At 74.9% G+C, this 13,628-nt stretch carries 15 protein-coding genes; 5 read left to right on the top strand and 10 right to left on the bottom strand.

Features of this window, described 5'->3' with window-relative positions; translation table 11 throughout:
• Positions 1 to 66: 66 nt before the first annotated feature.
• Both AB7J25_RS18445 and AB7J25_RS18450 read right to left on the bottom strand, forming a co-directional pair.
• Positions 67 to 687: a hypothetical protein gene (locus AB7J25_RS18445; protein ID WP_428510663.1), complete on the bottom strand. Its 621-nt coding sequence runs from the start codon at positions 685 to 687 to the stop codon at positions 67 to 69.
• 29 nt (positions 688 to 716) lie between these two features.
• Positions 717 to 1,349 (bottom strand): hypothetical protein, encoded by a 633-nt coding sequence (locus tag AB7J25_RS18450; RefSeq protein ID WP_428510664.1) that lies wholly within the window; start codon positions 1,347 to 1,349, stop codon positions 717 to 719.
• A gap of 152 nt (positions 1,350 to 1,501) precedes the next feature.
• On the opposite strand from AB7J25_RS18450, the gene AB7J25_RS18455 reads away from it, so the two are divergent.
• Entirely contained in the window at positions 1,502 to 3,625 is a 2,124-nt protein-coding gene (locus AB7J25_RS18455; protein ID WP_428510666.1) for a sensor histidine kinase, read from the top strand.
• Here AB7J25_RS18455 and AB7J25_RS18460 read toward each other — a convergent pair.
• Positions 3,601 to 4,266, bottom strand: coding sequence for a response regulator transcription factor (locus AB7J25_RS18460; RefSeq protein WP_428510691.1), 666 nt, complete (start codon positions 4,264 to 4,266; stop codon positions 3,601 to 3,603). The genes AB7J25_RS18455 and AB7J25_RS18460 overlap by 25 nt on opposite strands.
• A 180-nt stretch (positions 4,267 to 4,446) precedes the next feature.
• Between AB7J25_RS18460 and AB7J25_RS18465 the strand changes: the two genes are divergently transcribed.
• Positions 4,447 to 4,887, top strand: coding sequence for a TIGR03618 family F420-dependent PPOX class oxidoreductase (locus tag AB7J25_RS18465; RefSeq protein WP_428510668.1), 441 nt, complete (start codon positions 4,447 to 4,449; stop codon positions 4,885 to 4,887).
• A 95-nt stretch (positions 4,888 to 4,982) separates the two neighbouring features.
• Here the strand turns inward: AB7J25_RS18465 and AB7J25_RS18470 are convergent, their stop codons facing one another.
• Both AB7J25_RS18470 and AB7J25_RS18475 read right to left on the bottom strand, forming a co-directional pair.
• Positions 4,983 to 6,062 carry a PEP/pyruvate-binding domain-containing protein gene (locus AB7J25_RS18470; protein WP_428510670.1) on the bottom strand — a complete coding sequence of 360 codons (1,080 nt, stop codon included), beginning with the start codon at positions 6,060 to 6,062 and terminating at the stop codon, positions 4,983 to 4,985.
• Between the two features lie 11 nt (positions 6,063 to 6,073).
• Entirely contained in the window at positions 6,074 to 7,837 is a 1,764-nt protein-coding gene (locus AB7J25_RS18475; protein ID WP_428510672.1) for a PEP-utilizing enzyme, read from the bottom strand.
• A 207-nt stretch (positions 7,838 to 8,044) separates the two neighbouring features.
• Between AB7J25_RS18475 and AB7J25_RS18480 the strand changes: the two genes are divergently transcribed.
• Positions 8,045 to 8,695 (top strand): HAD-IA family hydrolase, encoded by a 651-nt coding sequence (locus tag AB7J25_RS18480; protein ID WP_428510674.1) that lies wholly within the window; start codon positions 8,045 to 8,047, stop codon positions 8,693 to 8,695.
• Entirely contained in the window at positions 8,692 to 9,516 is an 825-nt protein-coding gene (locus tag AB7J25_RS18485; protein ID WP_428510676.1) for an SDR family NAD(P)-dependent oxidoreductase, read from the top strand. Before AB7J25_RS18480 ends, AB7J25_RS18485 begins: the two co-directional genes overlap by 4 nt.
• A 44-nt stretch (positions 9,517 to 9,560) precedes the next feature.
• Here the strand turns inward: AB7J25_RS18485 and AB7J25_RS18490 are convergent, their stop codons facing one another.
• The 3 genes from AB7J25_RS18490 to AB7J25_RS18500 all read right to left on the bottom strand — a co-directional run bounded on the left by AB7J25_RS18490 (position 9,561) and on the right by AB7J25_RS18500 (position 11,234).
• The gene (locus tag AB7J25_RS18490; RefSeq protein ID WP_428510678.1) at positions 9,561 to 9,974 is read right to left on the bottom strand and encodes a tautomerase family protein; all 414 of its coding nucleotides are present in this window, start codon (positions 9,972 to 9,974) and stop codon (positions 9,561 to 9,563) included.
• Positions 9,975 to 10,165: 191 nt separating this feature from the next.
• Positions 10,166 to 10,774, bottom strand: coding sequence for a COG4315 family predicted lipoprotein (locus AB7J25_RS18495; protein WP_428510680.1), 609 nt, complete (start codon positions 10,772 to 10,774; stop codon positions 10,166 to 10,168).
• Positions 10,775 to 10,844: 70 nt separating this feature from the next.
• Positions 10,845 to 11,234 (bottom strand): YkvA family protein, encoded by a 390-nt coding sequence (locus tag AB7J25_RS18500; protein ID WP_428510682.1) that lies wholly within the window; start codon positions 11,232 to 11,234, stop codon positions 10,845 to 10,847.
• A 130-nt stretch (positions 11,235 to 11,364) separates the two neighbouring features.
• Here AB7J25_RS18500 and AB7J25_RS18505 point away from each other — a divergent pair, with 130 nt between their 5' ends.
• Entirely contained in the window at positions 11,365 to 11,799 is a 435-nt protein-coding gene (locus tag AB7J25_RS18505; RefSeq protein ID WP_428510684.1) for a hypothetical protein, read from the top strand.
• A 3-nt stretch (positions 11,800 to 11,802) separates the two neighbouring features.
• On the opposite strand, the gene AB7J25_RS18510 is transcribed toward AB7J25_RS18505, so the two are convergent.
• Entirely contained in the window at positions 11,803 to 12,354 is a 552-nt protein-coding gene (locus AB7J25_RS18510; RefSeq protein WP_428510685.1) for a hypothetical protein, read from the bottom strand.
• Between the two features lie 55 nt (positions 12,355 to 12,409).
• The coding region (locus AB7J25_RS18515; protein WP_428510687.1) for an aldehyde dehydrogenase at positions 12,410 to 13,628 on the bottom strand (1,219 nt) is incomplete at its 5' end.

Below are 13,628 nucleotides of genomic sequence, written 5' to 3' on the forward strand. Positions count from 1 at the left end.
GCGTGCGCTGACACAGCCGCCGGGCGGACGGAGTGCACGCTCGCCTGGCACGGGCCGGCCGCCGGCTCAGCGCGTCGGCACGACGGCGCGTCGGGCCGCGGACACCATCGCCCAGCCGAGCGGGACCATGGCCACGACGAGCGCGACGTCCGCGGCCAGCGCGACCGCGTCGATCCGGGCCGGGCGCCCGACGAGGAACAGCAACCCCGCGACCACCATCAGCAGGGCCGACCAGCGGGCGGCCAGGCCGGTCCGCAGGAGCAGGATCCCGGTGAGCACGAACGTGAGCGGCGCGAACCAGCCCCACGGCAGCAGCGCGAGCAGCACGAACGGCCCGTGGTTCACGACCGCGGCGTCGAACGCCACCGGGGCCGTGGCGGGCGGCGCCTCGACCACGGCGAGGAGGTTGAAGGCAGCGCCCGCCGTGAACCCGATCAGGCCGATCGCCAGCACCACCGGCGCGGCCCGGGGCGCCAGCGGTTCGAGGAGCCGGTGCAGCCCGACGAACCCGATCGCGAGGGTGAAGACCGACCAGACCCCGATCACCCCGCCGAGCGCCCCGGCGTTCACACCCCCCTCGGTCAGGAACGCGAGCGTGCTGGCCAGCAGCAGCAGCGGGCCGAGGATCACCGCCCAGCCGTGGATGCGTGCCGCGGTCGGGGACAGGACGGCCGCGGCGTCGGTCACGGCGCCACCTCGGGTCGGTTCCACCGGGCTCACCCCGCCACCTGCGTCGACGGCCGCTCGGACGGCCGGTCGACCGCGCCGAAGGTGCCGGTGAGGATCGCGTAGCCCAGCGGCACGACCGCCAGCACCACAGCCACGTTCGAGGCCAGCGCGGCGGCGGCGATCTGGGCCGGGTAGCCGACGAGGAACAGCACCCCGCCGAGCACCAGCAGCGCGGCCTGCCAACGGGCGCCGAGTCCGGTGCGCCACAGCAGCCACCCGAGGAGCACGAACCCCAGCGGGGCGAACCAGCCCCACGGCAGGAACGCCAGCAGGATGACCGCGTTCTCGCCCTCGCTGGCGTCGAAGAGCAGGTCGTCGCCGCGCAGTGCCGTGTACATGGCGTTGGTCTGGAAGCCGATCCCGGTCGCCCATCCGACCAGGGCGATCCCCGCGACGACCGGTGCCGCGCGTGGTGCGGCGGGCTCGACCACGCGGCCGATGCCGGCGAACGCGACGACGAACGCGAGCGCGGACCAGGCGCCGAGGATGCCACCCCACACGCCGTTGTTGATCCCGCCCCCGACGAGCACGTAGGCGAGGCTGCTCGCGAGAAGCAGCAGCGGGGCGAGGATGGTCGCGACGCCGTGGATACGCGCCGCGCGTGGGGACAGGACGTTCATGAGCGCCTCCCTGGTGAGTGGGCGTCCAGCCTCGCCGGAGCGGGTCCGCCCGCCCACCCGGTGATCCCGCCGGTCGGGGTGCGGGCAGCCGCACCGCAGGGGGTGCGGCCCGCCCGCTGCCGCCGCCGGCCGCAGGGCCCGATACTCGACCGATGACGCCCCGGGACCGGCGCCCCGACCGCAGGCTGACGGTGGTCGCGGTGACCGGTACCGCCGTGGTGTCCGCCGCGTGCCTGGTGATGCTCGTGCGCGGGCGCCCGCTCGAGGCGTGGTACGGGCTGTACCTGCTCGCCAACGCGCCCTCGTCGGTGGCGCTGTTCTGGCTCGCCCCCCTGGTGCTGCGCCGCCATCCCGGCCACCGCGCCGGGCAGGTGCTGCTCGCCGTCGCGATCGTCGAGGCGGTGCACGTGGTGGCCGCGACGCTCACCGACGTCGGCCTGGTGGCGGCCGGGATCACCGGGCCGCTCACCGTGACCGGGGAGACCCTGGTCCCGGCCACCCTGCCGCTCACCGCGTCCGTGCCGCTGTTCGTGATGTCCTGGAGCTGGGTGCCGGCGCCGGTGCTGATCATCGCCGTGCTCCCGCTGGTCTTCCCGGACGGCCGGCTGCCCTCGCCGCGCTGGCGGATCGCGGTCGCCACCGCCGCCGCGGGGACGCTGGCGCTCGTCGTCGCGTTCGGGATCGACGCCTGGCCGGGCGCGACGTGGTCGACGCCGCAGGCCCCGGTGGTCGTGCCGGTGCTGGCCGTCGCAGGCGGGCTCGCCGTGGCGGCCGCGACGGTGGCCGCGCTGGTCGCGCTGGCCCTGCGGTGGCGGCGCGCGGAGCCGGCGGGGCGCCGCCCGTTCCGGGTGGTGGGCGGGGCCGCGGCGGTGATGGCGGTGGTGACGGTCGCGACCTACCCGTGGCAGTGGCTGTGGGTGCCGGCCGTGCACGTCGCGCTCACCGTCCTGCTCGTCGCCTACGCGCTGGCCGTCGCCCGGTACCGGCTGCACGACCTGGAGCCGGTCCTGGGCAGGGCCGCCGCAGCGGCCGTGCTGTCCGTGCTGGTCGTGGCGGTGTACCTGACGGTCGTGGTCGGGCTCGGCGAGCTGCTGGGCCGCAACGTCGAGGGCACGCTGCTGCCGCTGGCCGCCGTGGCGGTGGTGGCGCTGCTGGTCGAGCCGGTGCGCCGGCGCACCCAGCGCGTGGTGGAGCGGGTGCTCTACCGGCGCCGGGCCGACCGCACCGACGTGCTGTCCCGGCTCGCCCACGCGGGCCGGGACGCGACCACCACCGAGGTGCTCGAGGAGGTCACGGAGCTCCTGGTGCGTTCCACCGGCGCGGCGCGGGCCGAGATGTGGCCGGCCGGGGCGGTCGGCCCGGCGGCCGCTGCGGGTTCGGCGGGCGCCCCGTCCGCCGCGACGGCCCCGGTGCTGCGCGCCGCCGTCGTCCATCAGGGGGAGCGGTTCGGCGAGCTGCACCTGCACGCCCACGCCGCCGCCGACCTCGTCCCGGACGCGCCACAGCTGCTCGACGACGTCGCGCACGCGCTGGGCCTGGTGCTGCGCAACGACCGGCTCACCACCGAGCTGCAGGCCCGCCTCGAGGAACTCCAGGCGTCGCGGCAGCGGCTGGTCGAGGCACAGGACCGGGCCCGTCGCGGCCTGGAGCGCGACATCCACGACGGGGCGCAGGCGCGGCTGATCGCCGTGCGGCTGCGGATCGGGGCGCTGCGGGCCGGGGTCGCCGCGGTCAGCAGGGGCGGCGACACGGGGAACGGCACCGGAGACGGCACCGGAGACGGCACAGACGCCGAGCTGGACGCCCTGGGGCGGGAGGTCGACGCCGCGATCCGGTCGCTGCGCGAGCTGGCCCGCGGGCTGCACCCCCCGGTGCTGGAGCACGGCGGGATCGCCGAGGCCGTGCGGGCCGGGACCCGGGACCTGGGCCCGCCCGTGGCGGTCACGGCGCGCGGGCTGCACCGCTACCCGCGCGCGGTCGAGGCTGCGGTCTACTTCGCCTGCCTGGAGGCCGTGCAGAACGCCGTGCGGCACGGCGCGCCCCGCAACGTCGCCGTCGACCTCGACGCCGACGCGGAGTCGCTGCGCTTCTGCGTGCGTGACGACGGCTGCGGGTTCGACCCCGACCGTGCCGCGGCCGGTGCCGGGCTGGCGGGGATCACCGACCGGATCGCGGCGCTCGGCGGCCGCACCCGGGTGCGTTCCGACGCGGGCGGGACGCGGGTGAGCGGGCGGATCCCGGTTCAGCCGGTTCAGCCGGCGGCTTCGGACAGGTAGAGCAGCACCGCACGCACGCGCCGGTGCACCGTCCCGTCCCCGGGGTCGAGATCGAGCTTCGCGAGCACCGAGGTGATGTGCTTCTCCACCGCCCGTTCGGAGAGCACCAGCCGGGCCGCGATCGCCGCGTTCGACAGGCCCTCGGCAACGAGCCCCAGCACCTGCCGTTCCCGCGGCGTGAGCCGGGTCAGCGGGGAGGCCCGCTGGGCGGCCCTGCCCCGCACCAGCGCCTCCACCACCAGCGGGTCCAGCACGGTGCCGCCCGCCACCACGGACTCCAGCGCGTGCCGCAGCTGCGCGAGGTCGCCGACCCGCTCCTTGAGCAGGTAGGCCCGGCCGGCGGCGCCGCCGTCGAACAGCCGCACGGCCCAGTCCGGCTCCAGGTACTGCGACAGCAGCACGACGCCGAGGCCGGGGTGGGTGCCGGCCAGTTCCTCGGCCACCCGGATGCCCTCGTCGCGCTCGCCGGGCGGCATCCGCACGTCGGTGAGCACCACGTCCGGCCCGTGCTCGGCGACGGCGGCGCGCAACTCGTCCGCGGTGGCCACGCAGGCGACGAGGTCGAGGTCGTCCTGCGTCGCGAGCAGCAGCCGCAGGCCTTCGCGGACCAGGTAGCTGTCCTCGGCGGCGACCACCCGGATACTCACCCGGTCAGCCTAGTGCAGCACGATCTTCGGAGGTGGCTCGCGCTCCGCCGGCCCTCATCCGACCCGCACGACGAGCCGCGGGACCGCCGGTGCGGCCCTGCTCCCCCGGCCGGTGCACCTCCGCGACCCGCCGCATGCCGGATTCCCACCAGGAGCCGGTGGCAGGCTGTGGCCATGACCACGCTGCCCGAGAGCGCGCGCGCCCTCATCGAGTCCGGCCGCCTCGCCCACTGCGTCACGATCGATCCCGACGGCGGGCCCCAGGTCAGCGCCGTGTGGATCGGGCTGGACGGCGACGGCGACGGCGAGGACACCGAGATCGTCATGGCCCACCTGGGCGAGCACCGCAAGGTGCGCAACCTGCGCCGGGACCCGCGGATCACGTTCTCGCTGGAGGCGGCCGAGACCAACGCCATCGGGATGCGCCACTACCTCGTCGTCCACGGGACGGCGCGGGTGACCGAGGGCGGCGCTCCGGAGCTCCTGCGCAGGCTGGGCCGCGTCTACACCGGAGGGGAGTTCCCGCTGCCGCCGGACCCGCCGCCGGACCCGCCGCCGGGCTACGTCGTGCGGGTGCGGGTCGACCGCGTCGGCGGGATCGGCCCCTGGACGTAGCCGCGTCGGTCCCGCAGCGGGTCGACGTCCTGCCGCCGCCGGGGACGTGATCCGGTGGGCGGGGACCGTGGAGGGGACGATCCCCGCCCACCAGGTCACCGCCCCGGGATCGCCCGGCCGCTGAAGACGTACTTCTGCGCCAGCGCCACCGGGTCGTACGTGGTGGCGGGCTTCTCCTCCGCCACCACCGTCACCGGCCGGGACTGCACGATGCACACCGGGTCGCCCGCCCGGCGGTGCCGCGAGATGACCCACTCGACGTCGACCGGGTAGCCGTAGTGCTCCTCGATCGACTTCACCGCCTCGGTGACCGCCGTGACCTGCTCCTCGTCGAGGACCCGGCGGTCGGCGAGCTTGGCCGGCATGTCGATCTCGCAGACCTTGCCCTCGGCGAAGTCGAAGGCCGACACGACGGCCTTGTGGGCGACGTCGTAGCGCAGTGTCCGGCCGTCGGACTTGCCGACCTCGACGTGGTCGGGGTTGACCAGGCCCTGCACGATCGCCTCGCCCCAGCCCCAGGACGTCTCGATGACGATCCGGTCCGGCTTGCCCGTGACCGGGTGCACCGAGAACGCCACCCCGGACGAGCGGGCGTGGATCAGCTCGATCACGCCGACCGCGATCGGCATGTCGTGGTGGCTGATCCGCTTGCGCAGCCGGTAGGCCAGGGCCCGGCCGGTGAACAGCGACCCCCAGCAGGCCCGGATCGCGTCGAGCACCCGCGGGGTGCCCGACACCCCGAGATAGGTGTCGAAGATCCCCGCGAACGAGGCGTCGGCCGCGTCCTCGCCGGTGGCCGACGAGCGCACCGCCGTGGGCACGTTGACGTCCACGCAGCGCAGGCACAGCTCCTCGTAGGCCTCGGTGACCTCGCCCGCGAGTTCGTCCGACATCGGCGTGGCCGCGAACAGATCGCGGATGCGCCGGGAGGCGTCCTCCACCTGGGCGGGCGAGGGCTCCGTGCCCAGCGGTGCGAGGACCTCGTCGATCCGCACGTCCAGCCCGGACTCGGCGCAGTGGCGCCGGTAGGCCTCGACGGTGACGGCGAAGCCGTCCGGCACCTGCACCCCGGCCCGGTGCAGCTCGGAGAGCCGCCCCATCTTCGAGCCGGCGACGGCGACCGCGGTGGCCGGATCGACCTCGCCGACCCAGACGATCGATCCGGTCCCCACCATCAACACCCCTGTCACGCGTCCGCCGGCGCGGTTTCGACGCTGTCGGCGGCCTTCTGCAGCACGGTGACCCGGCCGTTCGTGCCGTCCACCTCGATCTTGTCGCCGTCGCCGACGGCCAGGGTGGCGACGCCGACCGCCGTGACGGTCGGGACGCCGTACTCGCGGCCCACGATGGCGGCGTGGCTCAGCATGCCACCGCCGTCGCAGACGCACGCGGCAATCTTGCCGAACGCGGGCGTCCAGTTGGGTGAGGTGGACTCGCAGACGAGGATCTCGCCGGGCGCGACGCGGTGCAGGTCGTCGGCGCTCTGCAGGACGCGCGCGATGCCGGTGGCCACGCCCTTCGCGGCGGCGACACCGGTCAGGGTCGTCTCCTTGGCGGCGTCGGGGTTCTGGACGGCGCGCAGCGAGCCCGGGTTGATGCCGAAGATCTCGATGAGCACCGGGTCCTCGACGGAGTCCGGGATGGTGCCGAGCACCTTGGGCATCTCGCCGCGCTTGTGGAACCAGTGGTCGAAGTACTGGCGGCGGTCGTGCACGAGGCTCTTCAGGTCGCCGGTGTAGCCCTTCCCGCCCGCGACGTCGAGGAGCTCGGGCCAGAACAGGTAGAGCATGTCGTCGTTCCGGTCGGCCCCGACGCGACGCGCCAGCTCCTGGCAGGCGTGGCGCAGCGGCAGCATGACCTTGAGGTCGATGTAGAAGTTGTGGTCGTCCTGCCACCACGGGAAGTTGGCGGCCTGGTTGGCCGCAAGACCCCCGTCGAAGACGGCCTGCTCCTCCCTGGTGAGGCCCGAGCGGGCGGCGTCGATGGCGGCGTCGCGCTCGGCGAGCGCGTTGCGCGCCGCGGCCTCGAAGTCGTGGTCGGTGTCCCGGAGCAGGAAGGTCTTCACCAGCCCGAGCGGGTTGGTGTTGTCCTCGACCCAGCTGGGCAGGCCGACGTCGCAGGTGGCGTCCGCGCGCCAGCCGTAGACCTGCAGGAAGTCGTCGAAGTCGGTGAGCCACTGGGACGCGGAGCCGCCGTGGGCCGAGAGCGCCGCGCGCAGCTGCGCGGGCTCGTTGTCCGCGAAGACCTGCGCGAGCCCGGCCTGGCGGGCCTTCACCGCGAGCTGGTACAGCTCCCGGTCCAGCTCCATGATCTTGGTCTCCTCGCCCTGGAGGAACTTGCCGACGAGGTTCGTGTCGATGCCGAGCTCGGCGCACGAGCCGTAGAAGCCCAGGAAGTTGACCAGCATCGGATACATCACGTCGAAGTGGATCGTCATCGAGCGCTTGTGGTAGCGCCGCGCCGCCACGATCGTCGTGGCGAGGTCCTCGGCGGAGAGCGTGGGCAGGTCGAGGCCCTGGAAGTAGACCCAGCTGGCCTCGAGCTCGTCGCGACCGGCCTCCCAGATGGAGCGGTAGTTCTGCAGGAAGTGCGGGAGCGTGACGCCGAGCCGGTTGGCGCGGGCGCCGATCTCGCGCGGGTCGGTCTCCGGGATCGGCGAGCCGTAGAGGTGCGTCCCGGCGAAGCGGCAGGTGACGCCGCGCCCGGGCGGCAGCGGCAGCTCCTCCGAGGCGTGCTGTGTGCCGTGGCAGTAGCCGTCCGACGACCACAGGGTGGCCGCGAGCGGGGTGAGCCCGCGCGACCAGTGGAAGTCGAGGAACCAGAACTGGTTCTCGTCGCCCGGCCGGAACAGCGAGGCGTTGTCGACGACGTACGGGGCGTCGAAGAACTCGGGCTTGTAGCCCGGGTACCACTCCTTGGTGAACTCCTCGAGCGGGACGACGTTGGCCACGGGGACCTCCTGGGGTGGGAAGGCGAGTCGTCGCGGACCGTGACAGCGGCCACACCTGTGCTACAAGCAGGACGTTCGGCTGTGGGGAACGCGGCGGCCGGACGGCCTCCGGCGGCCCGTCCGGTTCGGCGGTCCGAAACGCTGCGCTTCCCCCGACGGGCCGGCCGCACCTAGCGTCGGCGGCCGAGGCCCCCGAGAGGACACCGCATGCCCCGCGCCCTGCTGCTCGACCTCGGCGGAACCGCCATCGGCTCCGGCGTCGAGGCGATGGCGGACCTCGCCGAGCGGGAACCCGCGCTGCGGGAGGTGTGCGCCCGGCGGGGCCCCCTCGGTCCCGTCGCGGATCCCGAGTGGGACGAGATGATCACCGGGGGGATCACCGAGCGCGAGTACTGGCACCGCCGGGGTGCGGAGTTCGGGGCGGCCCTCGGCCGCCCCGGCTGGACGGTGCAGGAGTTCATGCACCTGCTCTTCGGGCAGCCCGGGCTGCGGCCCGGGGCGCGGCGCCTCGCCGCGGACGCGCGCGCCGCCGGCGTCCCCGTCGGCGTGCTCACCAACGACCTGCGCGCCTTCCACGGCGAGGACGCGGTGTCCGAGCACCCGTTCCTCGCCGAGTTCGACGTGCTGGTGGACGGCTCGGACATCGGCGTGCTCAAGCCCGACCCGCGGGCCTACGCGATCGCCGCCCGACGCCTCGGCCTGCCGCCGGGCGAGATCGTGTTCGTCGACGACATGCCCGGGAACGTCGACGGGGCCCGGCGGGCGGGGATGGTGGCCGTGCTGCTGGACTACGCCGACCCCGACGCGGCGTTCGACACCGCCCGCGCGGCCCTCGGCCTGGGGCGGCGGGCGGCGTGAGCGGCGGCGGTGGGGGCGGGACGGGCCGGGCCGGGACCGGCGGCGCGAGCGGCCCCGCGTCGGGCGCCGGGCGGGCGGGCGGAGCCGGGGACGCCGGGATCGCGGTCGTGGTCGGTGCGACGGGCGCGCTGGGCGGGCCCATCGCCGCCCGGCTGCAGAAGGCGGGTCTCACCGTCGTGGCGGTGGCCCGCACGCCCCCGTCGGCGGGCTTCGTCCCGTGCGCGGGCGACATCGCCTCGGACGAGGTGGTGGACGCGATCCGCGCGACGCTCGCGGATCTCGACGGGCCGGTGCGGATGGTCGTGCAGGCGGCGGGCCTGCCCGCCGCCGGGCCGGTCGAGGAGATCGTCCCGGACGCGCTGGGCGCGGCCGTCGCGCTCAAGGTGGGCGGGCTCCTGCGCCTCGTGCGCGCGGTGGACGACCGGCTCGTCGCCGGCTCGCGCATCGTCGCTCTCGGCGGGCACTACGGGATCGAGCCGGCCCCGTACGCGCCAGCGGCGGGGGTGACGAACGCGGGCCTGGCGAACCTCGTCCGCCAGCTCGCCCACGTCTACGGCCCGCGCGGGGTCACCGTGCACCTCGTCGCCCCCGGCCCCGCCGACACACCGCGCCTGCGCGGGCTCCTCGCCCGCGCCGCCGCCGCCCGCGGCGTCGACGTCGCGACGGTGCTCGCCGAGCGGGCCGCCGAGTCGCCGCTGCGCCGGTTCGTCACCCCGGAGCAGGTGGCATGGGCCGTTGCGCTGCTGCTCGACCCCGAGGCCGACGCCCTGCACGGCTCCACGCTCGGGCTGGACATGGGCGCGCGCCGGGGCCTGTTCTGACCGCGAGTTGCGCCTCTCCTCAGCGCGAGTTGCGCCTCCCGCCGCTACCGAGCCGCCCGGGCGGCGATCTCGTCGCGTCGCACCGCGGCGGCCGGTACGCCGCCGATCCCCCAGTCCGCCGGGTCGACCTGGACGACCCTGCCCCGTACGAGGCCGCGCTCCACCCGGAGGACGTCCACCAGCACGTCGGTGAGCGTGGCGAGCAGTTGCGCCCGCTGCTCCGCGGGCCGCCCGGCCAGCACGACCGCCGTGAAGTACGGCGCCGACAGCGGCCGCTCCGCCGCCGTGACGGCCGCCGTCGCCCAGTGCTCGGGGCGGTGCAGGGTGACGTACGCGCGCACCCGGTCCAGCGGGGAGCCGAGCACCTCGGCATAGGCGGTGCTCATCACCTCCAGCAGCGTCCGATGCTGCTCGGGGGTGTGCAGGCCCTCCACGAGGTGGACGTTCAGGATCGGCATGCGGTCACGCTAGGCGCCGCTGCGCCGCCGGGTCGACGAGTCGTTCCGGACGGCGCACCGGAAGCGGGGCGGCCGCGGTCGGTCGGCCGCCCCGCCCGGGGCGCGGGGTGCCCAGAAGGGGAGGGCACCCCGCGTGGCACCGGTGCCGGGAGCCACCCGTGTGACACCGTGCCGGGCTCGGGATGCGCGGGTCAGTAGCCGGCGCCCGGCACCTGCTCGTCCGCGGGCGTGGGCTCGGGCCGCACCGGATCCTGCACCGGATCCTGGGCGGATCCGCGCGCCCCGGCACCCGAGACCGCGGGCTTGCCGTCCGCACCGACCGCGTGCCACACCCCGGTCACGCCCTCGCCGTTGGCCTGGCCGGGCTCGGAGTCGCCCGAGTACGTGTAGAGCGGCCAGCCCTTCAGCGTGACCTGGACGGTGCCGTCCGCGCGCTCGATCGTGCCCACCAGCGAGCGGTCCACGCCGGGGATCTCCGGGGCCTTGCCATCGGGTGCGACCACCGGCGGCCACGTCGTCGCGCACCTGCCCGCGCAGTTCGACTCGGGCGGCTTCGGCGTGTCCTTGTCGAAGCGGTAGAGGGTACGGCCGTCCAGGGTGACGACCGTGCCGATCGGGGTGACCCCGGTGCCGAAGCCCACCGGCGCCTCGACGGCGGGTGCCTGCGCGGCGGGCGCCGGGCCGACCGGCGCCTCGTCCTGCGGTGAGGTGAGCTTCACGAGCCCGTAGATCACCGCGAAGCTCAGGACGAACGCCACGAGCACGGCGAGGCCGGTGCGCTGTGTCGTGCCTTGCTGCATCTGTTCTCCAGGGGGAGCGGAGCTCGGCCGAGCTCGCCTACCCCAGGCACGCGTGCGGCGAACAGATGGTTCAGCGCAGTTGCAGCGGCGGCGCCGTCACGGGCTGGTCGAAGACCACCGGCTTCGCCCGCTCCCAGTCCAGGAACCGGTCGGTCTCGGCCAGGAACGCCCCGCCCAGCCACAGCGCGACGAGGGCGTCGTCGGTGAGGCCGAGGACGGCGAGGAACGCCTCCGGTACCAGGTCGACCGGCGAGACCAGGTAGGCCACCGCGACGCCGAGCATCGCGAGCCTGCCGCGTCCGAGACCGGGGTAGCGCCCCGAGAAGGTGTGCCCGATCAGCCGCGGCAGCGAGCGCACCCGCTGCTCCAGCCCGGGCGCACCGGGCCGGCGGGCCTGCGTGAGGGACCGCCACAGCGCCGTGAACGCCGCGATCCGTCGAGCCGAGAGCTTCGTCGCCACGTTGCGTACAACGCATCCACAGGCCCGGGCGTTCCAGGACGGACGGGGCTGCCTAGGGTGACGCGCACCGCAGCACCGTCCATCCGTCGCAGGAGGATCATCCATGCATCGGATCGTCCGTTGCACCTTTGTGCCCATCGTGCTGGCCGCCGCAGTCGCCGGGTGCGCCGCCGCCCCCACCCCCGCCCCCACCGCGGTCCGCGTCGAGTCGCCGGCCCCCTCGCGGGAGGCGTTCTGCGATGCCGTGCGGGCCAACGTCGAGGCCGTGAAGCCGCTCAACGCGCTCAACGCGAAGGGCCCGGCACCCCACCCGGCCGCCGACGTCGCCGCCGCCGTCGCACCGCTGCGCCTCTCGTACCGGGCGGTGCTCGACGCCGCACCGGCGGAGCTGCGCCCCGACGCCGAGCGCGCGTTCGAGCTGGCCCAGATGCAGCTCGACATCTACGAACGCACCTCGGGCGACGCCACGGCCGTGTCCACGGACCCCGACTACGCGGCCAGGGCGCAGGAGTCGGCACCCGCCCTGCAGCGCGTGCAGGACTTCACCCGCACCCGCTGCAGCTGACCACTACCGCGCGCTCGCGAGGACATCCCGGGCGAGGTCGACGGCCTCGCCGGGGGAGTACTCGTCCTCGACGGCCCAGACCCCGACGACCAGGCGACGCTCCGGTGCCACCAGCACCACCCCGGTGGCCGGGAGGGTGTCGACGCCGAACCAGCCGACGTCGTTGTAGCCGAGGTCGGCCGTCCAGAGCCCGCGCTCCTGCTCCCGCCAGGTGGCGTTGCCCGAGACGAACCACGCCGGATCGCACAGCTTCGTGGACAGCAGCTCGACGTAGGCCGGGGGCGCGGTCACGGCCGGGTCGTACGGCGACACCGTGACCTGGGCGCGGCAGTGGTGCCCGCCGAGGCCGTCGGATGGGCCCCGCTCGAAGAACGCGGTGTCGACGTGCACCGGGTTGCGCGATGCGTACGGCGCGGTGGGCCGGTCGTACGAGGAGAACCCGCCCGGGAGCTCGACGCTCGCGACGCCCGGCACCCGCGGTACGGGGTGGCGGGCGGGCGCGGGGGTGCAGGCGGTGAGCACCGCGAGCAGCACGATCACCCGCAGCACCCGCACCGGGGCAGCCTACGGCCGGGGAGCCGTCACCTGCCCGTAGCGGTCAGGCTGGCGGTCAGGCGCGGATCGCCATCACCACCGCCTTCGGCTCGGTGAAGAACTCGCGGCTGAAGTTGCCGCCCTCGCGGCCCCAGCCGGAGTCGCCGAAGCCGCCGAACGGGGCGCGCAGGTCGCGGATGAAGAAGCAGTTCACCCAGATCGTCCCGGCCCGCAGCGCCGCCGAGACCCGGTGGGCCCGCGACAGGTTCTCCGTGAAGAGCATCGCGTTGAGCCCGTACGGCGAGTCGTTGGCGGCGTGGACGGCCTCGGCCTCGGTGTCGAACGGCGTCACCGTCACGACCGGGCCGAAGATCTCCTCGCACTGGATCGGCGAGTCCGCAGGGGCGTCGACGACGACCGTCGGGCGGATGGTCCAGCCGTCACCGAGGCCGCCGGTGAGGATCTTCCCGGCCCCGTTCTCGACGTAGCCGCGCACCTTCTCGAAGTGCTGCTCCGACGCCAGCGGCCCGATCTGCGTGGCCGGGTCCTTCGGGTCACCGATGCGCAGCGCCTCGGCGGCGGCGACGAACCGGGCCAGGAACTCGTCGAGCACGGCCCGTTCGACGTAGAGCCGGGAGCCCGCGAGGCAGACCTGCCCGGCGTTGGTGAAGATCGCCTTGATCGACCAGTCCACGGCATTGCCCAGGTCCGCGTCGGCGAAGACGAGGTTCGCGCCCTTGCCGCCCAGCTCGAGACTGACCGGCGTCAGGTTGCGGGCCGCGGCCTGTGTGATGACCCGGCCGGTGCCGGACTCGCCGGTGAACGTGATCCGGTCGACCCGGCGGTCCGCGGTGAGCGCCGCCCCCGCCGAGTCCGGGCCGAAGCCGTGCAGGACGTTGAACACCCCCGGCGGAATGCCCGCCTCCAGCGCGAGGCGCGCGAGGATCGTCGCGGAGGCCGGGGTGTCCTCCGCGGGTTTGAGGACGACGGTGTTCCCCCAGGCCAGGGCCGGTGCGACCTTCCAGGACTCCAGCATCAGCGGGAAGTTCCACGGCGCGATCGCCGCGACGACGCCCGCGGGCTCGTAGCGGGAGTAGGCGTGGTGGCCGGTGTCCATGGGCAGGGCCTCGGCCGTGGCGAGGCGGGCGTGGTCGGCGAAGAAGCGGAGGTTCTGCGCGGTGCGCGGGACGTCCCTCGCCCGCGCGTCGGTGATCGGCTTGCCCATGTCGCGGGTGTCGGCCATGGCGAGCTCGTCGACGTGCGCCTCGACGAGATCGGCGAGGCGATGGATCAGC

Origin of the sequence: Pseudonocardia sp., from assembly GCF_050246655.1 — a bacterium.
GTDB lineage: Bacteria > Actinomycetota > Actinomycetes > Mycobacteriales > Pseudonocardiaceae > Pseudonocardia.

Coding starts and splice junctions, on each gene's coding strand:
- AB7J25_RS18450 (WP_428510664.1), bottom strand. CDS start 1,349: ATGAACGTCCTGTCCCCACGCGCGGCGCGTATCCACGGCGTCGCGACC.
- AB7J25_RS18455 (WP_428510666.1), top strand. CDS start 1,502: ATGACGCCCCGGGACCGGCGCCCCGACCGCAGGCTGACGGTGGTCGCG.
- AB7J25_RS18465 (WP_428510668.1), top strand. CDS start 4,447: ATGACCACGCTGCCCGAGAGCGCGCGCGCCCTCATCGAGTCCGGCCGC.
- AB7J25_RS18470 (WP_428510670.1), bottom strand. CDS start 6,062: ATGGTGGGGACCGGATCGATCGTCTGGGTCGGCGAGGTCGATCCGGCC.
- AB7J25_RS18480 (WP_428510674.1), top strand. CDS start 8,045: ATGCCCCGCGCCCTGCTGCTCGACCTCGGCGGAACCGCCATCGGCTCC.
- AB7J25_RS18490 (WP_428510678.1), bottom strand. CDS start 9,974: ATGCCGATCCTGAACGTCCACCTCGTGGAGGGCCTGCACACCCCCGAG.
- AB7J25_RS18495 (WP_428510680.1), bottom strand. CDS start 10,774: ATGCAGCAAGGCACGACACAGCGCACCGGCCTCGCCGTGCTCGTGGCG.